Annotated in this window: 23 protein-coding genes; 16 read left to right on the forward strand and 7 right to left on the reverse strand. The window is 53.0% G+C overall.

Going from position 1 to position 24807, the window contains the following annotated elements; translation table 11 throughout:
- Positions 1 to 17: 17 nt before the first annotated feature.
- A complete protein-coding gene (gene prsR / locus QZ516_RS09135; RefSeq protein ID WP_297188677.1) occupies positions 18 to 1373 on the reverse strand; it encodes a PEP-CTERM-box response regulator transcription factor in 1356 nt (451 codons plus the stop codon).
- Positions 1370 to 3466, reverse strand: coding sequence for an XrtA/PEP-CTERM system histidine kinase PrsK (gene prsK / locus QZ516_RS09140; RefSeq protein WP_297188679.1), 2097 nt, complete (start codon positions 3464 to 3466; stop codon positions 1370 to 1372). The genes prsR and prsK overlap by 4 nt, the downstream gene beginning before the upstream one ends.
- Positions 3467 to 3703: 237 nt before the next feature.
- Between prsK and QZ516_RS09145 the strand changes: the two genes are divergently transcribed.
- From QZ516_RS09145 to QZ516_RS09170, 6 genes are all read left to right on the forward strand, one after another.
- A complete protein-coding gene (locus QZ516_RS09145) occupies positions 3704 to 4792 on the forward strand; it encodes an SDR family oxidoreductase (protein WP_297188681.1) in 1089 nt (362 codons plus the stop codon).
- A 41-nt stretch (positions 4793 to 4833) separates the two neighbouring features.
- Positions 4834 to 6147, forward strand: coding sequence for a nucleotide sugar dehydrogenase (locus QZ516_RS09150; RefSeq protein ID WP_297188683.1), 1314 nt, complete (start codon positions 4834 to 4836; stop codon positions 6145 to 6147).
- A 239-nt stretch (positions 6148 to 6386) separates the two neighbouring features.
- Positions 6387 to 7043, forward strand: a complete 657-nt coding sequence (locus QZ516_RS09155) for a hypothetical protein (protein ID WP_297188685.1) — start codon at positions 6387 to 6389, stop codon at positions 7041 to 7043.
- Between the two features lie 25 nt (positions 7044 to 7068).
- On the forward strand, positions 7069 to 7356 hold the full coding sequence (locus QZ516_RS09160) for an HPr-rel-A system PqqD family peptide chaperone (RefSeq protein ID WP_297188687.1): 288 nt from the start codon (positions 7069 to 7071) through the stop codon (positions 7354 to 7356).
- 5 nt (positions 7357 to 7361) lie between these two features.
- The gene (locus tag QZ516_RS09165; RefSeq protein ID WP_297188689.1) at positions 7362 to 8270 is read left to right on the forward strand and encodes an HprK-related kinase A; all 909 of its coding nucleotides are present in this window, start codon (positions 7362 to 7364) and stop codon (positions 8268 to 8270) included.
- Complete coding sequence (locus QZ516_RS09170; RefSeq protein WP_297188691.1) at positions 8263 to 9351, forward strand: nucleotidyltransferase family protein; 1089 nt, start codon at positions 8263 to 8265, stop codon at positions 9349 to 9351. Before QZ516_RS09165 ends, QZ516_RS09170 begins: the two co-directional genes overlap by 8 nt.
- A 32-nt stretch (positions 9352 to 9383) precedes the next feature.
- Here the strand turns inward: QZ516_RS09170 and QZ516_RS09175 are convergent, their stop codons facing one another.
- Positions 9384 to 9578, reverse strand: a complete 195-nt coding sequence (locus tag QZ516_RS09175) for a hypothetical protein (RefSeq protein ID WP_297188692.1) — start codon at positions 9576 to 9578, stop codon at positions 9384 to 9386.
- 181 nt (positions 9579 to 9759) lie between these two features.
- Here QZ516_RS09175 and QZ516_RS09180 point away from each other — a divergent pair, with 181 nt between their 5' ends.
- Entirely contained in the window at positions 9760 to 10977 is a 1218-nt protein-coding gene (locus QZ516_RS09180; RefSeq protein WP_297188694.1) for an AAA family ATPase, read from the forward strand.
- A gap of 133 nt (positions 10978 to 11110) precedes the next feature.
- Positions 11111 to 12388: an aminotransferase class I/II-fold pyridoxal phosphate-dependent enzyme gene (locus tag QZ516_RS09185; RefSeq protein WP_297188696.1), complete on the forward strand. Its 1278-nt coding sequence runs from the start codon at positions 11111 to 11113 to the stop codon at positions 12386 to 12388.
- Positions 12389 to 12453: 65 nt separating this feature from the next.
- On the opposite strand, the gene QZ516_RS09190 is transcribed toward QZ516_RS09185, so the two are convergent.
- Positions 12454 to 12795, reverse strand: coding sequence for a DUF1820 family protein (locus tag QZ516_RS09190; protein WP_297188698.1), 342 nt, complete (start codon positions 12793 to 12795; stop codon positions 12454 to 12456).
- A 149-nt stretch (positions 12796 to 12944) separates the two neighbouring features.
- On the opposite strand from QZ516_RS09190, the gene miaB reads away from it, so the two are divergent.
- From miaB to holA, 8 genes are all read left to right on the forward strand, one after another.
- Positions 12945 to 14309, forward strand: coding sequence for a tRNA (N6-isopentenyl adenosine(37)-C2)-methylthiotransferase MiaB (miaB, locus tag QZ516_RS09195; protein ID WP_297188699.1), 1365 nt, complete (start codon positions 12945 to 12947; stop codon positions 14307 to 14309).
- A gap of 113 nt (positions 14310 to 14422) precedes the next feature.
- Positions 14423 to 15454: a PhoH family protein gene (locus tag QZ516_RS09200; protein ID WP_297188701.1), complete on the forward strand. Its 1032-nt coding sequence runs from the start codon at positions 14423 to 14425 to the stop codon at positions 15452 to 15454.
- On the forward strand, positions 15451 to 15939 hold the full coding sequence (gene ybeY / locus QZ516_RS09205) for an rRNA maturation RNase YbeY (RefSeq protein WP_297188703.1): 489 nt from the start codon (positions 15451 to 15453) through the stop codon (positions 15937 to 15939). Before QZ516_RS09200 ends, ybeY begins: the two co-directional genes overlap by 4 nt.
- Entirely contained in the window at positions 15932 to 16768 is an 837-nt protein-coding gene (locus QZ516_RS09210) for a transporter associated domain-containing protein (protein WP_297188705.1), read from the forward strand. The genes ybeY and QZ516_RS09210 overlap by 8 nt, the downstream gene beginning before the upstream one ends.
- A 29-nt stretch (positions 16769 to 16797) precedes the next feature.
- Positions 16798 to 18297 carry an apolipoprotein N-acyltransferase gene (gene lnt / locus QZ516_RS09215; RefSeq protein WP_297188707.1) on the forward strand — a complete coding sequence of 500 codons (1500 nt, stop codon included), beginning with the start codon at positions 16798 to 16800 and terminating at the stop codon, positions 18295 to 18297.
- 127 nt (positions 18298 to 18424) lie between these two features.
- Positions 18425 to 20953 (forward strand): leucine--tRNA ligase, encoded by a 2529-nt coding sequence (leuS, locus tag QZ516_RS09220; RefSeq protein WP_297188709.1) that lies wholly within the window; start codon positions 18425 to 18427, stop codon positions 20951 to 20953.
- 46 nt (positions 20954 to 20999) lie between these two features.
- Entirely contained in the window at positions 21000 to 21536 is a 537-nt protein-coding gene (gene lptE / locus QZ516_RS09225) for an LPS assembly lipoprotein LptE (protein ID WP_297188710.1), read from the forward strand.
- Positions 21520 to 22575, forward strand: coding sequence for a DNA polymerase III subunit delta (gene holA, locus QZ516_RS09230; protein WP_297188712.1), 1056 nt, complete (start codon positions 21520 to 21522; stop codon positions 22573 to 22575). Before lptE ends, holA begins: the two co-directional genes overlap by 17 nt.
- Here the strand turns inward: holA and QZ516_RS09235 are convergent.
- The 3 genes from QZ516_RS09235 to QZ516_RS09245 are packed head-to-tail and all read right to left on the reverse strand — an operon-like array spanning position 22531 to position 24682.
- A complete protein-coding gene (locus QZ516_RS09235; protein WP_297188714.1) occupies positions 22531 to 22896 on the reverse strand; it encodes a hypothetical protein in 366 nt (121 codons plus the stop codon). The two genes, holA and QZ516_RS09235, sit on opposite strands and share 45 nt — an antisense overlap.
- A 17-nt stretch (positions 22897 to 22913) precedes the next feature.
- Complete coding sequence (gene murU, locus QZ516_RS09240; RefSeq protein WP_297188716.1) at positions 22914 to 23639, reverse strand: N-acetylmuramate alpha-1-phosphate uridylyltransferase MurU; 726 nt, start codon at positions 23637 to 23639, stop codon at positions 22914 to 22916.
- A 23-nt stretch (positions 23640 to 23662) separates the two neighbouring features.
- A complete protein-coding gene (locus QZ516_RS09245; RefSeq protein ID WP_297188718.1) occupies positions 23663 to 24682 on the reverse strand; it encodes a phosphotransferase in 1020 nt (339 codons plus the stop codon).
- Between the last annotated feature and the right edge of the window lie 125 nt (positions 24683 to 24807).

The raw sequence follows: 24807 nt of genomic DNA on the forward strand, positions 1-24807 counted from the left end.
TCAAACCCGCCAACTGTTCACGAACGAATATTGTACTTTTCGAGAAAGTTATAGAGCGTTGGTCTGGTCACTCCCAACATTTTGGCTGCTTCCGAGACATTATCCCCGGCATTCAACAACGCCCTCTGAATAGCACCCTTTTCAGCTTTCTCCCTGATTTCTCTCAGGTTAAAGGGTGCGGCCTCTTCGCCCGCTGGCGACAGCTCGAGGTCCTCCAGGGTTATATGGGTCCCCTCTGCCATGATAATGGCCCGTTTGATTCGACTCTCCAGCTCACGGACATTGCCAGGCCAATCGTAAGACTCGATCGCCTGAGCTGCCTGCTTGTCAAACCCGCGTAGCGATTTGCCTGATTCCTTGCTGAAACGTGCCAAAAACGCCTTCGCCAGCAGCAAGGCATCGCCTTCGCGATCTTTCAGCAGCGGTATCTGGATAGTAATTTCGCTCACCCTGTAATAAAGATCCTCGCGAAACTTCCCTTCCTCTATATACTTGGCCAGGTCCTGATGCGTGGCACAAATAATCCTCACATCGATGGGGATTTCCGTCCTGCCCCCCACTCTTTCAATGACCCTTTCCTGAAGAAAACGCAACAATTTGGACTGCAACTCCAGCGGCAAATCACCAATTTCATCGAGAAACAGGGTTCCCCCATCGGCATATTCTATTTTCCCCTGTGTCTGTTTAACCGCACCCGTGAAGGCACCTTTCTCATGGCCAAACAGTTCGCTCTCCAACAGATTGTCCGGTATCGCAGCGCAGTTGATTGCCACCATTTTCTGCTCTGCCCGGCTACTCAGTTCGTGCAATGCCCGGGCAATAACCTCTTTGCCAGTGCCACTGGCACCCAGCAGCAAGGTCGTGATATCGGAGGGCGCCACTTTCTCAACCGTGCGACAGACTTTCAGCATTTCCGGGCTGGCAGTAACAACCCCTCGCAAAGGGGACTCCAGACCCTGCTCCTGAAGTCGGCGGTTTTCAGATTCCAGCTCATAGACGCGGTAAGCCCGATCGACAATCAGCGTGAGAATATCCGGATCCACCGGCTTTTGATAAAAATCGTAGGCTCCAAGGCCAATTGCCTTAACCGCATTTGACCTGTCGTTGTCACCCGTCACCACGATGACCTTTGTTTGCGGCGAAATCACCAGGATCTCACTCAGTGTGGCAAGCCCTTCTGTTACGCCACCGGGGTCCGGCGGCAACCCCAGGTCAAGCAATACCACCCATGGTCGATGGCGGCGCAACTGAGCTATGGCGCTCTCACGATCACCGGTGATCACCACATCGTAGTCATCAAAACACCAGCGCAGCTGACTTTGCAGCCCTGTATCGTCTTCAACCACAAGTAATGGTCTGTTGGTTTCTTTCACGACGGACTTCCTTCATTTTCGGTACTTGCTTCGCCACCATCAATCGGACTACACGGCAAGATAATAGTAAATTGAGAACCCACCCCCGGCTCACTGGTAACCAGAATATCCCCACCGATAGAGCGGATATACTCTCGACTTTCAAATGCACCCACACCCATGCCGGTCAAACCTTTAGTGGAATCAAATGGGCTGAAAAGACGGTCGCGGATAAAGGCTCGGTCCATTCCCGTACCCGCGTCCTCAATAATGACATGAACAGTCTGGCCCTGCCTCTCTACGCTGACAGCAACTCTTGCTGTTGCCGGGGTGGCGTCCTGGGCATTTTGAATGATATGACCAAAGACCGTAGACAGCTGCTCACGATCCGCGCGCACTACCGCATCACTGGCCACCGATTCAAGTACAGGTTTAGGCTCCCTGGCAGAGGCGGCCCTGACCAGCCTTGTCAGTAAACTGCCAAGCTCAATATCCTCCGCCAAATCCCCCCGGACACCACTTCTCATCTGCTCCATAAGCCGGGTCATTCTATTAACGGAATTTTTGACAGTGGCAAGAACATCGTCAATAAACTCAGGCTTGTGTTTATGCTTTTCTGCATTGGTGATAATCAGCGATTGCTGGGCCAGGATATTTTTCAGATCATGAACAATATAGGCAGACAACCGGTTAAACGCCTCGAACTGCCGCGAACGAATCAGTGCCTGATCTGCCCGATATTGCGCCAAATGGCTGGCTGCGTGTTGACCCGCCATTTTCAACAGATCCCGATCTTCCCAGTTAATCGTCTGATACAAATCCGATCGCCTGACCAGCACAAACCCCAGGCACTCATCCCGAAGTATCAAGGGGACCAACAGCCAGATATTGCGAATCTTCAGCAGCCACTCCGGCATGACCAAACCCGCATATTTTTCGGGATCTTCATTATATTCATCAATATCGATAACCCAGTGGGTTCGCGTCATAAACAACGTCAAGGAATCTAACGATTTGGCATCCGCACAATCAGGTTCCGGCATATGCCAGCGAGCCAGAACACTAAAATGTCCCGCATCATTTTTTTCCCAAAGAATACCGCCCGGACTTTCCGTCAGCTTCGCAATGGATTGAATCACCCGCTCCGGCACACTGTCCTCACTGCCTGAAAGCGTCTGGGTAAATTTAAGCCATTCTTCCCGGTAATCGTGCTTGTAGGAAAAAAAGTGCTTGCTCAGCAAGACCCTTACCTGAGCGCGAATCTTGTCGGAAAACATCAGGGTAACCAGCAGGACTGCCGCACCGAAGAAAAATACAATTTGCAGTACACTACCCCAGGTACCGCCATAATAACGGATGAAGTAACCGGCAGTGGCCATCAGCAGCAGATAAACACCTGCCCCCATGATCGTTGCGGTATGAAAAACCACATGCCTGGACACATGGATGTTCAGTTCAAATTTCGGATTTCGGGCGATGGCAATGACAATAAGGGGGGCAGCCATCCCGTTTACAAGGCCTCGGGCCTCCCATAAATCAAGACTGATGCGTTTAAAAAGAAGGGCATCTGAGTACATGAAAAAGTCATAGACAAAAAAACTGCCGATACCAAGGCACAAGAATTTTGTCGACCACCGCTGGGTGGCGCCAGAGTTGCGAAAAATTTGCTCAATCAGAATCAGGCCCGTGAGGGAAAGTACCACCCACAGCACCAGCACAATTTCCCGAAACAGTGTTTCTGATACGGACAGATAGTCGGAAGCAAGAGGCGTTGTAAAGAGGATCCCCAACAGTAGAAGTACTGCAGAACAGCCCAGCGAAAGCCGGAAGATCAAGGCTCCGCGGGGACTTTCACCATCTTTTTTACAGAGAACATCCAACAGGAAGAGACACCAGGACAGGTTTCTCGATAACTCGGCCAGCTGTATCATCTCAAAAGAAACCCGGGCACCGAACTCCCCTGCGGCAATGGCGCCAGCCCAGACGGTCGAACAGACGGCGGCGAAAATGATCAGGGCCCCCTGCGGCCGTCCACGCCATGAAACGCTGATCAGGATTGCCAGCACCAAATAGGCGAAAAAAGCGAACAGATAGCTGGGCACACCCACATTCATGCGAGAACCTGCAGGCCCAACGCCAAGACTCCGTCGATCATAAAACGCCTCCGTTCAGTAACAGATTTTGCACACTAGCGGATTCTGGATCAGAACTGCCTTTAACACTATACTCAGCACCTTAAATTTAGTCGGGTATGCTGCCGAGGTATTCAAAGCAGTGGTTTTACCCGGTGGCGATTCAACCAAAAAGCCCAGCTGGCTGCTATCAGTTACTGCCCTTCCATCTACCGCTTTGTGGTGGACGAGACAATCGCAACATATGGATTAGCTACCCAAGAATCAAGGATAATATCGGTGACAGCGTACAGCGATCTACAGCAATCACTAAGATCAGAGCCGAAAACCTGGCTAATTACTGGTGTTGCAGGGTTTATCGGGTCCAACCTTCTCAGAACCTTGCTTGAACTGGAGCAACGGGTTGTCGGTATTGATAATTTTTCTACCGGACATCAATCCAACCTGGACGACGTGCAAGCCGAAAGCGGCAAAAACTGGGATAGATTCACCTTTCACGCCTACGATATCCGGAACTTGAACGACTGCATAAATGCATGCCAGGGTATCGATATCGTTCTTCATCAGGCAGCTCTGGGAAGTGTGCCAAGATCTATTGAAGACCCTGTTACAACCAATAGCTCAAATATAGATGGCTTTCTGAATATGCTGGTGGCAGCAAGGGATACCAAGGTCAAGCGCTTTGTATACGCAGCCTCGTCATCCACCTATGGCGACCACCCCGGGCTCCCCAAGGTAGAGGATGAAATTGGCCGTCCACTTTCACCCTATGCAGTCACCAAGTACGTGAATGAGCTGTATGCGGATGTCTTCGCCCGGACTTATGGCATGGAAAACATAGGCCTCCGCTACTTTAATGTTTTTGGTCCAAGGCAGGATCCAAATGGTGCGTACGCCGCTGTCATACCAAAGTGGTTCGGGCAACTACTGGCCGGGGAAGACTGCTTCATCAACGGTGACGGGGAAACGTCACGGGATTTTTGTTTTATCGATAATGCCGTCCAGGCTAACCTGTTGGCCGCAACCACCAAAAATCCGGCCGCCATCAATCAAATCTACAATGTTGCCTGTGGCGACCAAACCAGCCTGAACGAGCTTTTTTCTTCGATAAAAATGCTCCTCGGCAGCCATTATCCGAACATCAACAATTTGACTGCCAGGCACAGGGCGTTGCGCCCTGGCGATGTTCGACACTCACGGGCAAACATTGAAAAGGCCAATTCATTGCTCGGATACCAGCCCTCTCATAATGTCCACCAGGGGTTACAGACGACACTGGATTGGTTTTTAAAAAAGACAGCGGATTAAAAATAATTCGTCAACGGTCTCATAGGGACACGGGAGATATTGTGAAGAAAGTAGCAGTCGTTGGATTAGGGTATGTAGGTTTGCCTTTGGCCGTTGCATTTGGCAAAAAGTTGCCAACCATTGGCTTTGATCTTGACAAGAAAAAACTGACCGCCTACCTTTCCGGGAAAGACCCCAGTGGAGAAGTGGAGCCAGAGGACCTGGCCGCAGCGACTTTCCTGGAGCTCACCAACGATCCCGCCAGGTTAGCGGAAGCCGACGTTATCATTGTCGCCGTTCCCACCCCTATCGACCAGGCTCACAAACCTGATTTGAGGGCTGTTCACGGGGCATCCAGAACCATTGCAGAGCACCTCAGTCCAGGCACAACTGTCGTGTATGAGTCAACCGTATACCCGGGCTGCACCGAAGAAACCTGTGTACCCATATTGGAGTCGGTCTCCGGTATGCCATGGCTTGGCAAACCGGGAGCAACCAGCGAGGGCAACCAAAATGGCTTCCACATTGGCTACTCGCCAGAACGGATCAACCCCGGTGACAAAGTTCATCGGCTGGAAACCATCGTCAAAGTCGTCTCTGGCGACACGCCCGAAACCCTGGAAAAAGTAGCCAACACCTATGAACAGATCATTACGGCCGGCGTTTATCGGGCAGCCAGCATCAAGGTAGCTGAAGCGGCAAAAGTGATCGAGAATACTCAGCGCGATCTTAATATTGCACTGATGAACGAACTGTCCCTTATATTCCACAAACTCGGTATCGACACGCTGGATGTTCTGGAGACAGCGGGAACAAAATGGAATTTTCTACCGTTTCGCCCCGGATTGGTGGGTGGACACTGTATTGGCGTCGACCCCTACTACCTCACCTTTAAAGCCGAAGCAGAGGGCCACCACCCCCAGGTCATTCTGGCTGGCCGACAAACCAACGATGGCATGGGCAAATACATTGCCGAGCAAACTGTCAAACAACTGGTCAAGAAAGGTCACCCTGTCTGTGGCGCCAATGTAGTTATCCTGGGACTGACATTCAAAGAAGATTGCCCCGACCTCAGAAACTCAAAAGTTGCAGATATCATCGCAGAACTCAGGGAATATCACTGCAATATCATTGTTCATGATCCCATGGCAGAGAGGAGCGAGGCCATTGAGGAGTACGGCGTGGAACTTACCCCCTGGGATCAAATCAAAAACGCGCATGCGGTGGTTCTGGCGGTTGCCCACCAGCACTACAAAAAACTCTCTACAGCTGAGCTTGGCGCCATCATGGCTGAAGACGCCACCATCATCGATGTTAAATCGATGCTCGACAGGTCTTTGTTTGAAGAGAAAAATATCGATATATGGCGGCTGTAATCGCCTCAAAGGTCACACCGGAAAGCCTTGCATCGACTATTATCTCTAGTAACGGGTTTTCTGAATTGTCGCGGTTGTCAGTTTTTTTTACATTGCGGGATAGTCGGCCACTTTTTTAAAAAGCAAACTCGCCCTGATGACCGCAACACACTGATAAATAAAGACTCCCACAAGAATGGCCCGTTTATTGCATTCATATTGCCTATCAAGTACAACCCAGCAGATACAGGTTTGGAGAAATGGAAAACAACTCGCAAAATCATGTAACCAAGAAGGGGGCTGAACTCAATTCTTCAGTAAATATTTCACGTCGCAACTTTTCCCGTATCGGGGCTGCGGCACCGATTCTCATGTCCCTCGCCAGCCCCTCTGCACTGGGCGCCCCCTGCCTGTCCAACATGATGTCCGGACACCTGTACCAGGACAGAGGTCAGTGCAGCCCCGGCTGGAGCCCGGGCGGCTGGAAAAATGTAGGTGGCAGTGAGCCAGACTGGAACAGCACGCCTTTTCAGTATGGCATTTATGACCCGAAAGCGACCTACACCAAGGGTGGCGGAAAAAAAGCCAAGAAATGCGGCCACAACAGTAAAAACCAGCCTGAGTGCTACGTAGAGGGGACAACACTCTCCGAAGCCCTGGGCTATTATGGCTTGGGCTGTCCCTCCGGACTCGCCAGTGTCTGCCACCTGCCGATGGCTACCATTTTGAATGAAAATACCGGCGGTGGCACAGGCAACTTTGCAGGCCATTTTGTAGCAGCGCTCCTGAATGCCTCGCACAGCGGCATAACCTATGTCATCACACCCAGCCAGCTTGTTGGACTTTATAATGATCCATCAACCATACCGGAACCCTATACAGGGAACATCGGATCATTTCTGGATTCAACCTGGTAAGTTTTTGTTTTAAAGTATCGGCATTATGAATAGTGCCGATACTTTCTCTTCCTCCTGCCAGTCCTGCCTCTATCGCCAATGGGAGGAGGAATGCGTCATGTACAATCCGGTTTCCGGGGAAACCCATTTACTGGAAGCAACAGCCGCCAAGATTCTGATCACTATTGCAGCAGCACCAACACGGTACGATCAACTGAGCCTCTTTCTCAAAGAGCAGCTGAATGATGTGCCTGAACCAGAAATAGATGAGTATCTCTGCACTACCTTGCAGAAACTTCAGGACATGCACTTAATTTCAGCGACAGGGGAATAGCTCCTTTGTTGCTCTCGTCGATACCGCCTCGAAAACTCAAACAACAGCTCGCAGAAGAAGGCATCAATTTAAAAATTGGTCCCTTCGTGGTCAACCTGTCATCAACCCTGCCGAAGGTTGCGGAAAATCTCAGTGATCTATACGGCGCCTATACTCTGGAAGATAGCCACCGGGTCGATTTCCATATCGCACTGCAATCTCCGTCGATAATCAGGCGCTGGATTCGTCCCCAGGCCATTTTCTCCTTTGATGGCTATCTGCCGTTCAAGCCTCTGCCACAGACCCAATCTTTTGCTATGTTCGAGTGGGGACTCAACTGGTGCGTAGCCAACAATGCACATCAGTATCTGGTCATCCACTCCGCCGTTGTGGAAAAAAATGGCAAGGCGGTCATCTTTCCGGGGACGCCAGGTAGCGGGAAAAGCACCCTGTGTGCGGGCCTTGTAAGCCAGGGGTGGCGGCTGCTGTCCGATGAGATGGCACTACTTTCTACTGAAACCGGCTTAATCACACCCATTCCTCGGCCGATAAGCCTTAAAAACGAGTCCATTGATATCGTCAGGTCATTTGCAAATGATGACATTTTTGTGGGTAAGCCAGTGCATGATACCGCCAAGGGCAGCGTTGCCCACATGCGTGCACCCATGAGCAGCGTAGCAAGAAGTGATGAAGCAGCTGTGCCGGCTGCCATCGTCTTCCCCAAATACCGCAAGGACGGGAGTATTGAATTATTGCCTTTGAGCAAAGGCAGGACCTTCCTCGAACTGGCAGAAAACAGTTTCAATTACCACATACTTGGCTCAACCGCCTTTAGTGCGTTAACGGCCATGCTCGACCAGTGCGAATGCTTCAGATTGAGCTATCACAATCTGGATGACGCCTATGCCACTCTCGGGAATCTGATTGATGCCTGAGTCAATCATGCAAAGCTGCCTGATTCGTTTCCTTCGTGATCCGCAACACAGTGCCGCCAAACTTTCACCTGGTGAATGGCAAATGCTTATTCGTCAGGCAAGACGCAGCAATTTACTGAGCCGCATGACGCACCTCGTCGAAACATACGATCTTCTGTCTTTTGTGCCTGAACATCTTCAGCCCCACTTGTACAGCGCCCAACTGGTGTCATCGAGCAACCTCCGTTCGGTAAAGTGGGAGGTCTTGCAAATTTATACAGCGCTGAGTGAGGCCGACATCCCTTTTGCCCTGCTCAAGGGTGCCGCTTATGTCATGAGCGAGCGCGATGCATTTCAAGGTCGCCTGTTTGGCGACATTGATATTCTGGTCAGGGATGAACAGTTAAAAGAGGCTGAAAAGGCACTTATTAAACACGGGTGGTTTTGCACAAAAATAGACCCCTATGACCAGAAATATTATCGTACCTGGATGCACGAGCTACCGCCGCTGAAGCACCTGAAAAGACAAACAGACCTGGATGTTCACCACACCATTCTCCCACCTACTGCCGCAGCAAAACCTGATATCAATAAAATATGGGAGCAGGTGATTGAAGTAAAAGATTATCCGGGAATGTATGTTCTATCTCTCCAGGACATGATTCTGCACAGCGCCACCCATCTTTTCCATGAAGGTGACTTCGAACAGGGACTACGCGATGTTGTCGACCTGGACGCGTTACTACGTGAATATTCCCTGGAGAATGGCCGCGCTTGGGCCGGCCTGCTCACCCGGGCAGAGACACTCCAACTGTCACGCTCGCTCTATTACGGACTGCGCTACGCCAGAATGTTACTTAAAACCCCCGTTCCAGAGGCGCTGACGAGAGAAATTGCCACCCAAGCAGAACCCTTTGGTTTCTCCAGATACCTCATGGACAAGATGTTACTGAAAGCCATGATGCCAAGCTGTATTGGCCAGAGAACCCATTTACTGGGGCTTGCCCGCTTTATTTTATTTATCAGGTCACACTATCTTCGCATGCCCATGAGGCTACTGATTCCGCACCTGCTCAGAAAAGCGCTCAGGCAGGAAAAATAAGTGTTCTCAGAGCATTGCCCGTCACAGCAAAATCACCGCTTGAGCGAATGCACAACATACTCAAGCTTTAACAGGCAACTGAAAACCATCGCTGCAACACCGATATTAAACAGGGTCAGTATTTCAAAACCCACAAAGTAGTAACCGCCCATCAGACGAATAACGCCAGCGAGCAGACAGATGACCACCCCGGCAATGCCCGCCACCGTGGCTATGTTCGATAGCATCCTCACTTAACGCCCCTCACGTCACGTTTAACGACAGACAGGGCTCCTTTATTGTCAACCCAGCCCGATTTTAGTTATAGCGAATAAATCATAAGAGCAAAAGCATTAAGTTGCTGATTTTATTTGCTCAATTTATACTCCGGGGGTTCACAAACTCACAAATACAATTCGGCCAATCCCCATGTACGAACAGTTTTATGACCTCAAGGCCGAGCCCTTCCGCCTAAGTCCGGATCATCGGTTCTGCTTTAACCACCGCAGTTACGCCAAAGCCAAGGCTTACATGCAGTATGCGTTTCAGCGCGCCGAAGGCTTTGTGATGATTACAGGCAAACCCGGCACGGGAAAAACAACCCTAGTCAGTGATCTTGTGGAAAGTCTGCGGGAAGATCAAGTGAATGTCGCCATGCTGGTCTGCACACAGCTGGGGGCGGACGACCTGCTGCGAATGGTTGCCGATGCTTTTGGTTTGTCTTCCAACACAGACCATAAATCACTGCTCCTGCAACAGCTGACCCGGCTTTTTGTCAACGACTACAAAGCCGGCAAGCGTGCCCTCCTGATTATTGACGAAGCACAGGACCTCTCCACAGCAGCACTGGAGGAGCTTCGATTGCTCACCAACTTGCAGATGAGCCGACAACCACTGCTACAGATTTTTCTTTTGGGCCAGGAAGAGCTCAGGGGTATCGTTCAGCAACCGAATATGGAGCAAGTGCACCAGCGACTCGTGGCCGCCTGCCATTTGGCATCCCTGAATGAGGAGGAAACCAAGGGTTACATCAAACACAGGTTGAATCAGGTTGGCTGGAAAGGAGACCCGGCTATCAGTAATGCCATTTACCCAGTGATCCACAAAGTCAGCGAGGGGATCCCTCGCCGCATCAACATGATCTGCAGTCGACTTTTTTTACATGCCTGCGTTGAAGAGTTGCACAAAATCAGCATCAACGACGCCAAGATTGTATTGGGTGAAATAGATCAGGAGCAGCTGACATCAAAGGCCATGCTTCCCGATCTCGACTTTGCTGTTCAGGACACCTACGATACCCCGCCCCAGGTGACACCTGTGGCCGTTAGCGACACTAAAAAAAAAGTAATTGATATCTCGGACACCGCTCGCAGGACCCCACCAGCCCAGGCACCTCAAGCGGGGCTGGCTGTCCAGCCAAAACCCGAGGAAGCCCCCCCAAGCAAAGAGAACCTCTTTCAGGCAAGGGAACTAACCCAAACTGAGGCATACCGCGGGCCCGATTCAAGAAAAGGTGAAAGGCGCTCTTTCACTGATCCCCGCCAGGAAGTCCGATACGAACCGGGGAAAAAAGACCGACGCCAAAGCCCCGGACGCCGCAAGGAAGACAAAGAAGTACAAAAACGTCCCTGGCAATTCTGGATTTAATGGCCTGGCACCCCATTATTCCACCCCACCGAGTGTTATGTTTTTCGTATAATCACTCGAACACTGCGAATGTATCTATTCCGCATCCGCAGCACCCAAAACTTCACCCCCAACCCCGTCAAGAGGAATCCCCGTGTACGTCGAACAAGCAGACCGTCAACAGTTGCAACGCTGGCAAGAAGAGCTTTCTGCCAACCACCGGAGCTTTGTCTCCAGCAAGCTTAATCTCGATCTGACCCGGGGCAAGCCCTCAGCGAACCAATTATCATTGGCCGATCCGCTGGATGGTATCCTGCAGGGAGACTATGTTTCGGACGAAGGTGTGGATACCCGCAATTACGGCGGACTGGACGGCTTGCCGGCCATGCGCCAACTGGCGGCAGAGATCCTCGGCGCAACACCTGACGAAATCATGGTGGGGGGCAATAGCAGCCTGACCCTGATGTATTTCAGCGTCCTGTATGCCTGGCAGTTTGGCTTGAGCGGACCCGAGTCGGCCTGGCGACATGAAGAGACCATCAAGTTTCTCTGCCCGGTACCCGGTTATGACCGCCACTTTGCCATCTGCGAGGAGTTTGGCATTGAGATGGTCAACGTGCCGATGAATGACGGCGGCCCGGATATGGACGCAGTGGAAGCCCTGGTCCGCAATGACACCAGCATCAAGGGGATCTGGTGTGTACCCAAGTACTCCAATCCCACCGGCTGTATTTATAGCGTCGACACCATCGAACGGCTGGCCAGATTGGGTACTATCGCGGCCACGAACTTCCGGGTCTTCTATGACAACGCCTACGCAGTTCACGACCTTATGGATGAACCTGCCCAACTGGCCAATATCCGGGCGTTCTGTGAAAAACATGGCACCGAAAATAGCGTGCTGCAATTCGGATCGACCTCCAAGGTGACTTTCGCCGGTGCTGGCGTGGCCTTCATGGCGGCCAGCAAAACGAATTTAAGTGCCATGAAAAAGCATCTGGGAATTGCTACTATCGGGCCGGACAAGGTCAACCAGCTCCGGCATCTGAAGATGATTGGCACTATGGCGGAACTGCGCAACCACATGGCCCGACATGCCGAACTGCTGCGACCGCGCTTTGCCTGTGTCCTGAAACACCTTGAGGAAAACTTCCGCGATTCTGACCTGGGAGAATGGAGTTCACCCGATGGCGGTTACTTTATTTCTTTCGATACCCGCCCCGGGCTGGCCAACGCCGTCATCCAGCTGGCTGCAGAAGCGGGGGTCAAACTCACCCCGGCAGGCGCCACCTTCCCTTACGGCAAAGACCCGGACGATAAAAATATCCGGCTGGCACCGTCATTCCCCACCGTGGAGGATATTGATCGCGCCATGGCCGTCTTCTGTAATGCCGTGAAATTGGCCTCTGTGAACCAACAACTTGAGGCCTAAGCGCCTGACATCAAAAAAGGGCAGCTTGCGCTGCCCTTTTTATTCAAGATACAGGCCCCTCTTAACTAGCGATCACTTTTTGGCTTGGGGGCAAGACCCGGATAGGGGAAAGGGGTGACATTACCGGCGCCGCCCTTTGCCTCAATAATTTTGCAGGAACCTTCTTTTTCCACTTCATCAATGCGCACGACAGAATGCAGCGGAATAAAGCTCCGCTTGATGGAGGAAAACTCGTTCTTCAGTTTTTCTTCAGAAGGGTCGACAATCATCTGGGAGCGTTCGCCAAACACAAACTCCTCGACTTCCAGAAAGCCCCACAAATCACTCTGGTATACCTGCCGGGCATAGATTTCGTACACCTGACCCTGATTGAAAAATACAATTTTGTAAATGGGGGTTGATGCCATACAGGTTGCCTGTTCACCGATTTATCAAGGGCGCGAAAGAATACCACAATCTGCACAAATTTCACCCAATCAGACCACCCCCTGTGGGATTCACCCCCGACGACCGCTATACTGTGCGGCCGCGTCAAGTGTATCCATAACCAGCATTTATGTCCGAGCCAAAAATCAAAAAACTGCACATAGTCACTCACGGTTGCCAGATGAATGAGTACGATTCATCGCGGATGCGCGATCTGCTGGGCGACAGCCATCAGATGGTGGTGACAGACAACCCGGAAGAAGCCGACGTACTGTTGCTGAACACCTGCTCTATCCGGGAAAAAGCCCAGGAAAAGGTTTTTCACCAGCTCGGCCGCTGGAAACACCTCAAAGCCCGCAATCCGGAACTGGTCATCGGGGTTGGCGGCTGTGTCGCCAGTCAGGAGGGTGACGCCATTGCCAGGCGCGCACCTTTTGTGGATCTGGTGTTTGGTCCCCAGACATTGCACCGGTTGCCGGAAATGCTGGCCGAAAGGAAGCAGCAAGACGGCACCACCATCGTCGATATCAGCTTCCCGGAAATTGAGAAATTTGACCGACTGCCTCAGCCGGAGGCCGACGGTGTCACTGCTTTCGTTTCGATTATGGAAGGCTGTTCCAAATACTGCACCTTCTGTGTTGTACCCTATACAAGAGGTGAGGAGGTCAGCCGCCCGGCTGCGGATGTACTCGCAGAAGTGGCTCATCTCGCCGGCCAGGGCGTCCGGGAAGTCAATTTGCTGGGACAGAATGTCAATGCCTACCGCGGCACCATGCCCGACGGAAACCTCTGCGACCTGGCGGAGCTGATTGGCTATGTGGCGGGGATTGAAGGCATTGACCGCATTCGCTATACCACCTCCCACCCGGTGGAGTTTTCAGACAGTCTCATTGCGGCCTATGCCGAAGTACCCGAGCTGGTCAGTCACCTTCACCTGCCGGTACAAAGTGGTTCGGACCGGATTCTGGCGGCAATGAAGCGCGGCCATACCGTGCTGGAATACAAATCAAAAATTCGCAAGCTGCGTCGGATCCGACCGGACATCAGTATTTCATCGGACTTCATCATTGGTTTTCCCGGTGAAACAGAGAAGGATTTCGAGGATACCCTCAAGCTGATTCAGGATATCGGCTTTGATCACAGCTTCAGCTTTGTGTACAGCGCCCGGCCGGGCACGCCGGCAGCGGATCTGCCCGATAGCACGCCCGAAAGCATCAAGAAGCAACGACTGCAAATCCTGCAAAGCCGGATCAGCCAGCATGCCACAGCTATTAGCGAGCAAATGGTCGACACAGAACAGACTATCCTGATCACCGGCATTTCAAGGAAAGATCCCGGTCAATTGCAGGGTCGCACCGAAAACAACCGGGTCGTCAATTTTCCAGCCACCGACCATCAACTGATAGGTACGTTTGCCAGGGTGAGCATTATCGAGGCGCTGCCCAATTCACTGCGCGGACGCCTGATCGCTGCTACGGAGAACACTGCAGCATAAATGACGGCGCTGGCAAATACCTGCAAACCTCACTCAAAACTGTTTTCAGGCCCTAATAAAGGTTATATGCTTGCCCTACATGCGTAGCCGCAGAGGGCGGCCTATTGGAAAATTTGAATATTCAGACTGCAACACAGACCATCACGCTGGAACCCAGCGACACCCGTCGCCTAGCAACACTCTGCGGGCAATTCGACGAACATCTCAGGCACATCGAACAGCGGCTGAAAATCGAGATTCGCAACCGAGGTAATACATTCGCCCTGTTCGGCGACCACGCCGCGGCTGATGTGGCTGGGCAACTTCTCCATCACCTTTATCAGGAAACCGGTCGCAGCCGTGAGCTGACACCCGACCACATTCATCTCGCCATTCAACAATCCACCGCCGGAATGCCTATGGAACACTATGCGACCACGACTCCAGCAGACAGCAATGTCGCCGAGACAGAGAACGCTACAACACAGACGGTCATCCGCACCAAAAAAGGCAATATCAAACCCAGAGGGCTCAGCCAGCAACGCTATGTGCGGGCCGTGCAGACCCACGATATCAATTTTGGAGTAGGGCCTGCCGGGACCGGCAAGACCTATCTGGCGGTAGCCTGCGCGGTGGAGGCGCTACTGAGAGACGAAGTGGAACGCATTCTACTGGTGCGTCCTGCCGTCGAAGCCGGCGAAAAGCTCGGTTTTTTGCCCGGGGACCTGAGCCAGAAGGTGGACCCCTATCTGCGCCCACTCTACGACGCGCTGTATGAAATGCTCGGCGTTGAAACCGTGGCCAAACTGATTGACCGGAGTGTCATTGAAGTAGCACCGCTGGCCTACATGCGCGGTCGCACCCTGAACAACTCTTTCATTATTCTCGACGAGAGCCAGAACACCACCAGGGAACAAATGAAGATGTTCCTCACCAGAATCGGTTTCAGCTCCACCGCGGTGATTACCGGGGACACCTCCCAGATCGACCTGCCCCGACCCAGTCACTCCGGACTGCTTCACGTCTGCAAGGTGCTCAAGGACGTCGAGGATATCAGCTTTACGTTTTTCGGCTCGAAGGACGTGGTTCGCCACCCGCTGGTACAGCAGATTGTCGATGCCTATGATGTCTTCGAACAGGAAGAGGCCAAAGACTCGCCCCAATGAAGCTTCAGCTCGATATCGAAAACACCTATGGCAAAGCGGGCTGGATACCGGACAGAAAACAGATACGCTGCTGGGCTACAGCAGCTCTGTCCAACGCCCGACAGACGGCCGAATTGGGCGTGAGAATTGTCGGTGAGGCAGAGTGTGCCGAGCTGAACCAACGTTATCGTCACAAACCAGGTTCCACCAATGTGTTGTCTTTCCCGGCCGATTTGCCGCCGGATTTGGAGCTTCCGCTGCTCGGTGACCTGGTCATCTGTGCACCAGTGGTCGAGCGCGAAGCCGCCGAGCAGCACAAACCCGTCGAGGCACATTGGGCGCATATGCTGGTTCACGGCTGCCTGCATTTGATCGGCTACGACCATATTGAAGATAATGATGCAGATATAATGGAAGCCCTTGAAACCCGTATACTGACGAAGCTGGGGTTTTCACCACCCTACCAACAGAATGATGCTCCGGAGCAGCAGATATTTCATGACTGATGACGACTTGAACGGCACCCAGGAGAAATCCTGGTTAGGCAAACTGGCTACAGCCTTTTCCTCTGAGCCACAATCGCGGGAGGAGCTGGCGAACACCCTGCGCTCCGCCTACGACAACGGCATAATTGATCACGATGCGCTGGAAATTATTGAGGGAGCACTGCATGTCTCCGACCAGCAGGTACGGGAAATCATGATCCCCCGCACTCAAATGGTCGTCATTCAGCAAAATACCAGCCTTGAAGAACTTCTCCAACTGGTCATCGAATCCAGTCATTCCCGCTTCCCGGTGATCGGTGACAACGCCGATGATATTGTCGGCATTCTGCTGGCCAAGGAACTATTACCGCTGCTACTGAGCGGCCGAGAAGATTTCGAGATTGCCAAAGTGATCAGACCCGCCACCATTATCCCCGAGAGCAAGCGGCTGAATGTACTGTTGCGGGAATTCCGCGAGCAGCGCTATCACATGGCCATCGTCATTGACGAATATGGCGGTATTGCCGGGTTGATCACCATTGAAGATATTCTCGAGGAAATTGTCGGCGACATCGAAGATGAGACCGATGAGGATGAAGACACCATGATTCGTCCCCAACAGGACAACAGCTATCTGGTGGATGCCCTGACACCCATTGAGGATTTCAATGAATTTTTCGATGTCGGGATCAGTGACGAGGAATTCGACACCATAGGCGGCATTATCGTCCAGGCCTTTGGCCGCATGCCCAAAGTCGATGAAACCATCGAAGTGGACAATTTCGACTTTCGCGTTGCGGAGGGCGACAACCGGCAGGTCAAATTGCTCGAGTTGCGAATTAAAGCCTAGCCCAGCCGTCTGTTCGGGACCACAATCCAATGATGGGATCTACCGCTTCTCACCCCAAACTCAGGGGACACCTGCTCGGGGTACTGTTAGGCGCTGCGTTGCCACTATCACTGGCTCCCTGGAACTGGTGGCCAATCGGCCTGATGTCTGTTGCCGGCCTGGTTGTTCTGCTCAAGGGGTTGCGCCCGGTTGACTGCTTCTGGCGCACCTTCTGGTTCGGACTCGGCATGTTTGGTGTCGGGGTTTCCTGGGTCTTCATCAGCATCCACGACCATGGTCACGCATCCATACCCCTCGCCCTGTTTCTGACATCCCTGTTTGTGATTCTGCTGGCCGTACTTTTTGCCCTGCCATTTATGCTATACGGCACAGGGTTAAACCGTACGGCGGGCACCATGGCCCTCGCCTTTCCCAGTATCTGGGTTTTGGGAGAATGGACTCGCAGCTGGTTATTTAGCGGCTTCCCATGGATGTATCTCGGCTATGGCCACATTGACACCTGGCTGGCGGGGTGGGCACCCATCACCGGGGTGCTGGGGATCAGCTGGCTTTGCGCATTATCCAGCACTGCGATCGGCATCGCTGCCATCACCAGAAAACCCTTTGTGCTCGGTAATGTCGCATTGCTGGCGGCAGTGGGCTGGGCAAGCGGCTGGCATCTACAGTCTGCGCAATGGACTACTGCCGCAGGCGACCCACTGCGCATTGGCATCATGCAGCCCGCGCTCCCCGTCGCCGCAAAGTGGGACAGTACACAGCTTGCCGCTATTCTCGAGCAGAATCGCCTGACCACCCGTGAATTACTTGGCAACGATTTGGTGATCTGGCCAGAATCCGCGGTGCCGACTCTGGAAGAGCGGGTAAAACCCTTTCTTGCCGCAATGGCAAAAAGTGCGCTGGATACCAATACCGCCCTGCTCACGGGAATTCCCACGCGCAATTCAACCACACGGCAGTACCACAATTCCGTGATGGCTCTCGGCACAGCAAGCGGCATTTACCACAAACAACACCTGGTACCCTTTGGTGAATATGTGCCTTTTGAGCGCTGGCTTGGCGGAACAATGGCCTTTTTGAACCTGCCGATGTCGATCTTCAGCCCCGGGCCTGTTCAACAGGAACCGATCCATGCCAACGGTTTCAGCATTGGCACAGCCATTTGCTACGAAATTGTTTTTCCTGACCTGGTGGCAGCTACTGCCAACCGTTCAAACCTGCTTCTGACTGTCAGCAACGATAGCTGGTTCGGCCGCTCCATCGGTCCAAAACAGCACTTTCAGATGGCCAGAATGCGGGCGGCAGAAAACCGCAAACCGCTGATTCGCGCCACCAATGATGGCATTACTGCCCTGATCAACCATCATGGCAAGGTCGTCGCTACGATACCCCCTTTCATTCGCAGCACCCTCACAGGCCAACTGACGCCCTATCGAGGCCAGACACCCTTCGGCCAATGGGGCTCAAACCCGATCTTGCTGTTCTCGCTGATCATGCTGTTTGCCGCTTTCTGGAAATCCCGGGCCGACTGACGCAAACCTCACCAACCGGAGCAGTGGACCGCCAATAGTCACATCGCGGGCTGTGTCTGACCCTTCCTTTAGCCTATAATTGGCGGCTTTTCTGGCCTAACGCCCAACCTCACAATACAGAGTGTCGATGAAAGACCAATATCACCCCAGTGAAATAGAAACTGTCGTCCAGCAACACTGGCAGGAAACCGCCGCCTTTGAAGTCAGCGAAATTCCCGACAGGGAAAAGTACTACTGTCTGGCGATGTTCCCCTATCCAAGTGGCAAGCTGCATATGGGGCACGTGCGCAACTATACGATCGGGGATGTGATTGCCCGCTACCAGCGGATGCTCGGCAAGAATGTATTGCAACCCATGGGCTGGGATGCGTTTGGCCTGCCAGCTGAAAATGCGGCCATCAAGCACCATACCGCCCCGGCAAAATGGACTTACGAAAATATTGAGTATATGAAAGCCCAGCTGAAGCGACTGGGCTTCGGTTATGACTGGTCGCGTGAACTGGCCACCTGCAAGCCGGATTATTACCGCTGGGAACAGTGGTTTTTTACCCGGCTCTACGAGAAAGGCCTGGTGTACAGAAAAACAGCCGGGGTCAACTGGTGCCCCAACGACCAGACCGTACTGGCCAACGAGCAGGTTATAGACGGCTGTTGCTGGCGCTGTGACACCACGGTAGAACGCAAGGAAATTCCACAATGGTTCATAAAAATCACGGCCTATGCTGAGGAGTTGCTGAACGATCTGGATAAACTGGATGGCTGGCCGGAGCAGGTGCGGACCATGCAGCGCAACTGGATTGGCAAGAGCCGCGGCGTGCAGTTCAGCTTCCAGCTGGAACAGGGCGTTGGTGGCATCGACCACTTTGAGGTATACACCACCCGCCCCGACACGCTAATGGGTATCACCTACGCAAGTATCGCTGCTGAGCACCCTATCGCCCTGGCGCTGGCCAAAACAAATCCGGAACTGGCAACTTTTATCCAGGACTGCAAGACCCAGTCCATGGCGGAATCCGACATGGCCACCATGGAGAAAAGGGGCATGGCCACCGGCCTCAATGCCATTCACCCGATCAGTGGTGAAGCAGTCCCGGTGTGGGTGGCCAACTACGTGCTGATGGACTATGGCACCGGCGCGATTATGGCGGTGCCCGCCCACGACGAGCGGGACTTCGAGTTTGCCAACAAACACGGGCTCCCCATCAAACAGGTATTTGCACGGACTCTCCTTTGTGCAGAAAACGCCAAAAAAGAATTTCCTAAAGAAGAATACGAATATTTTTATTTTGATCCCGGCGTATGGAAAGACTGGTACTCATCCAAGTCAGCGGATGAGGTTGTGTCAATCAACTCCGGCGATTTTGACGGCTTGAACCCTGGAGAGGCATTTGATGCCATTGCCAACCGGCTGGCACAGTCAGGCAGCGGCGAAATAAAAACCAATTATCGTTTGCGCGACTGGGGCGTTTCCCGTCAACGCTACTGGGGTGCCCCGATCCCCATACTGAATCTTCCCGATGGAGGAGAAATTGCCGTTCCCGCCGACCGCTTGCCTGTGCTGTTGCCGGAAGACGTGGTCATGGACGGGGTTCACTCGCCGATCAAAGCGGATCCGGAGTGGTGCAAGATCCAGCTTAATGGTCAGATGGTCGAGCGGGAAACAGACACCTTCGATACTTTTATGGAATCGAGCTGGTACTACGCCCGCTATACCTCTCCGAACTTCACCGATGGAATGCTCGACAGCAAAGCCGCCAATTACTGGCTACCTGTTGACCAATATATCGGGGGGATCGAACACGCTATTCTGCACTTGCTGTACGCAAGGTTTTTCCACAAGTTGATGCGCGACGAGGGCCTGCTGAATTCCGATGAACCTTTCACCCGGCTTTTGTGTCAGGGCATGGTACTCAAAGACGGCACCAAAATGTCCAAGTCGAAGGGCAACACCGTGGACCCACAACAGCTGATTGACCGTTACGGTGCAGATACTGTCCGGCTATTCACCATGTTTGCCGCACCACCGGAACAGTCACTGGAATGGAATGACAGCGGGGTTGAAGGGGCCCATCGGTTTTTGCGGAAACTCTGGAAAATGGTTCACGCCCATCTGGAGGCAGGCACACCCGGCGAGCTGGACACCGGGACGCTTGACCAGATGCAGCGGGATCTGCGCCGTAAAACCCATGAGACAATCGCCAAAGTCAGCGATGACTTCGGCCGCCGCCAGACCTTCAATACCGCCATTGCTGCAGTGATGGAGCTGCTCAATGAGCTGGCCAGGTCCGTCGATCGCAGCACGGCTAATGGACGGGCCGTGGAGCGGGAAGCCCTGACCATTACCGTACAGGTGCTGGCACCGATTGTGCCCCATATCTGCCATACACTCTGGCAGGCGCTGGGACACACTGACAGCCTGCTGGACACGCCGTGGCCGGCTCCCGACCAGTCTGCGCTGACCAAAAGCACCCTGCAAATGGTGGTTCAGGTCAACGGCAAGCTTCGCGCGCAGATCGATGTCGCGGTCGATGCAGACCGGCAGAGTATTGAGGATAGCGCGTTGTCCCATGAAAATGTTCTTCGCTTTACGACAGGGCAAACCATCCGTAAAGTAATCGTGGTGCCCGGCAAACTGGTCAATATTGTTGCCAACTGACAACCCGCAACTGCAAGCTGAAAAAGTGACAACCTAAGGAATAACAATGAAACGATTTTTTTGTCTGGTCATAACCGGTTTGCTGGTGACCACCCTCACCGCCGGCTGTGGGTGGCGTTTGCGGGGCACGGCATCTGTTGACAATGTCTCCAGTGTACATATCAGTAGCCAGGGCCGATTTGGTGAGTTTTACGAGGCTCTTTCGCGATCACTGCAGGCCAACGATATTACCGTGGTAAAGAATGCCACTGACGCACAATACAACATTGTGATTCTCGACCAGAAATACTCCCGCAAGACCGCCACCGTCAGCGTCACCGTGCGGGTCTCTGAATACCAGCTCACCGAAGAAGTGACCATCATGATATTGGCGGCCAACGGACAACCACTATTGCAGCGCACCACCCTCAGCACAGACAGATTCTTTGATTTCGATGAAAATGATGTTCAGTCGAAAGAAGACGAAACCAGCCTGTTGCGGCGTGAAATGCGGAGCGACCTGATTCGCCAGATCATCAGCCGTCTCGACGCTGTTGCCAACCGCTCGACGACCGTACCGGGTGCCGATGCGACTGAAGGCTGAACAACTCGGCACTCACCTCTCCCAGGGCACTCTGGCCCCGCTTTATCTGGTCAGCGGAGATGAGACACTGTTGGTCCAGGAGGCGGCAGACACTATCCGGGCTGCTGCCTTCCTGCAGGGCTACACTGAACGCGAAATCCTCCATGCCGAAAGCAGTTTCGACTGGAATACCGTACTGACCGAAGCCAACAGCTTGTCATTGTTCGCTGAAAAGAAAATTATTGAGATTCGGATTGCCAACGGCAAACCGGGGGACAAGGGTTCAAAGGTGCTTCAGGAATGCGCCGGCAAGCCCACTGACGATACTCTGCTGCTGATCATCACGCCGAAACTGGAAGCTGCCACCGTTCGCAGCAAATGGGTTAAGGCCATCGAGACCCACGGCGCCCTGATCCAGACGTGGCCGGTGCCCCCCGACCAGCTTCCCGGCTGGATCGGAAAACGCCTTCAGCAGGCCGGCATCAAGGCAGATCGCCAGGCCGTTGAAATTCTCGCCGATCGGGTAGAGGGCAACCTGCTGGCGGCGGTTCAGGAAATTGAAAAGCTCAAGTTGCTGCTACCTGACGGCGAAGTTGATGGTCAAACCATGTCAACAGTGGTTGCCGACAGCGCCCGCTTCAATGTCTTCACACTCGCGGACAAGGTTCTGGAGGGGGACCCCCAGGCCGCCTGCCGCACCCTCAGAGGCCTTCGTGATGAAGGTGCCGAGCCCGCCATTATTCTTTGGGCACTGACCCGGGAATTGCGCACGCTGATCAGGGCCGGTGAAGCGCTGGAAAACGGAGATCATCTCGATTGGGCGTTAAAAAACCTGGGGGTATGGGAAAAACGCAAACCGTTGTTCAAGCAAACCCTGAGGAGACTGAAACTGGCCCGGTTAAAACAGATGCTTCGATTAGCCGCAGGCATAGACCGTGCTATCAAGGGAACGCGCATTGCAGATCCCTGGGACGACCTGACAACACTGCTGTTGATGTTCTGTGGCACCCCCACCTTACAGCCGGGGAACCTGAAGCTTGCACTGAGCTTTCCGGATTGACAGAACAATCAGATGTCCCGCCATCAGGCCCAGCAAATCGGCCAACAAATCCATGCCTTCCATGTGGCGATAACCGGTGAGCCCCTGCAGCACCTCCATCAGCACCCCATAACTCATCAGTCCCGGGTAAATCAGCCAAAGGGAAGCACCTGCGGGCAAACTCTGCTTCGACAGCAGAAACAGGACCGCAAAAGTGATGCCATGCACCAGCTTATCCTGTCCGGAAAATACCATCTTGTCCGCAGCGGGCAATAAAGCCAGCAGCAGCACCGCAATCAAAGAAAATAGCAGTGTGGCTCGCCAGAATGTCACATTCGTCATGGCTCTGGCACCGACCGCTAGCGCAATTTAAGTTGCGACTTTTTTCCCGGGCTGACCTCCCGACCTGAAACCAATAGATTCAGCGCCTGCAACCTTTCAAGAGTACCCACGTCCCACCATGTACCACAAAAAACCTCCCCTGTGACATAACCACCCCGGATGCCCCCGGCGAGCACATCTCTCAGTGGAAAGCGTTCACTGGCGGAAGAAAACATGGCAAATGTCTCCGGCCTCATGACACTGATACCACTGAAGGTAAAGGTTTGATCCCCCGCCAGGGGATAACCAACACGATGATCTGCATTCAGGGAAAAATCTCCGCCGGCGTGATGCAGGGGGTTGGGCACCAATACCAAATGCGCGTCCAGATCCTCGGACCAACTCTGCTCGACCAGCGACCGAAGGGGATAATCGGTCCACACGTCACCATTAATCACCATAAAAGGCTGATTGCCGAGAAGCGGCAGAGCCCGGCGAATACCACCGCCAGTTTCCAGAGGGTCCGTCTCGCGGGACCAGGCAATACTCACACCAAAACGCGAGCCATCGCCGAGAAAAGACTCTATTTGCTCACCCAGCCAGGAGGTATTGATCACTATCTCGCGCACACCTGCCTCAACCAATCGTTCCACATGGTATTGAATCAGGGGCTTATTACCGATATGCAGCAAGGGCTTGGGCGTCTCATCCGTGAGGGGGCGAAGCCTTTCACCATACCCCGCCGCGAGAATCATTGCTTTCATATGATCTATCCTTATTTGCTGGCCTATTTTTTCTGATACCAGGGCTGTATTTTCACCAGAGGCATCACACGTCTTTCAAACCAGGACTTGAAGTCATGCAGTTCAGGATACGGCGTCAATTGCTCAAGGGTGTAATGAAGAACAAGTGGTAAATCCGCCAGATAGCCCTGCTTTCCATCACGCAACCAGAGCCTGGCAAAAATACCCAGCACTTTGATGTGTCGCTGCAACCCCATCAGGTCAAACCAGCGCAAGAACTGGCTGTCCGGCACCGTATCGGCGACACCTGCCGCTACAGCTCGCCGAAAATAGTTGAGTGCCCGCCGCGAAACATACTCAGCGGGCCATCGAATATAACAGTCTCTGAGCAGTGAAACCAAATCGTACGTCAGTGGGCCCCTGACGGCGTCCTGAAAATCGATGACCCCCATGTCGCCATCAGCGAGCAACATCAGGTTACGGGAGTGGAAATCCCGGTGGACGATCACTTCCGGTTGAGAAAGCGCACTCACCACTAATTGCTCAAAAGTCTGCTCGATGAGCCGACTATCTTCAGTCGTAATATCCAGCCCAAGCAGCTGACGCAAAAACCACTCGGAAAAGAGTCTCATCTCATCCAGCAAACGCTGACGGTCGTAAACGGCCAAACCACTATCAGCGAGCGGAACACCCTGCAACACCAACAGCGTATCTTCTGCTCTCTGGTAAAACCGATCCACTGTTTCAGAGGACAGTAACGGCAACAGCAACTGGTCGCCGAAATCTTCAAGCAATAGAAACCCCTGCGGGTAATCCACGGCATAAATGCGGGGCGTACGGACACCACCGCACTTGAGCAACGCGGCTATCCGAACAAAAGCCTCATTATTTTCGTGTTCCGGCGGCGCGGAAACAGCGAGCAATGATGGCGTACAATTCACCCGAAAATAGCGCCGAAAACCGGCATCACCACTCAGCGGGTAAAGCTGTGGCGCAGTCGATGTCAAAAATTGCCGGGGCAGGGAGCGCTCTACCCACTGCTGAAGATTTTGGTGATCAGACATGTTTGAGGAAAGCATATGGAAAAAAGGTTAGCCATTCTAGCCCAAACCCTCGCATGATGCCCCAGAATCGGTAAAATGTACCGTCGCATTAAAGACACCGCCTGCCCAGAGAGAACACGGACAAT

It is taken from the genome of uncultured Porticoccus sp., assembly GCF_913061305.1.
In the GTDB taxonomy this organism is placed as follows: domain Bacteria; phylum Pseudomonadota; class Gammaproteobacteria; order Pseudomonadales; family Porticoccaceae; genus Porticoccus.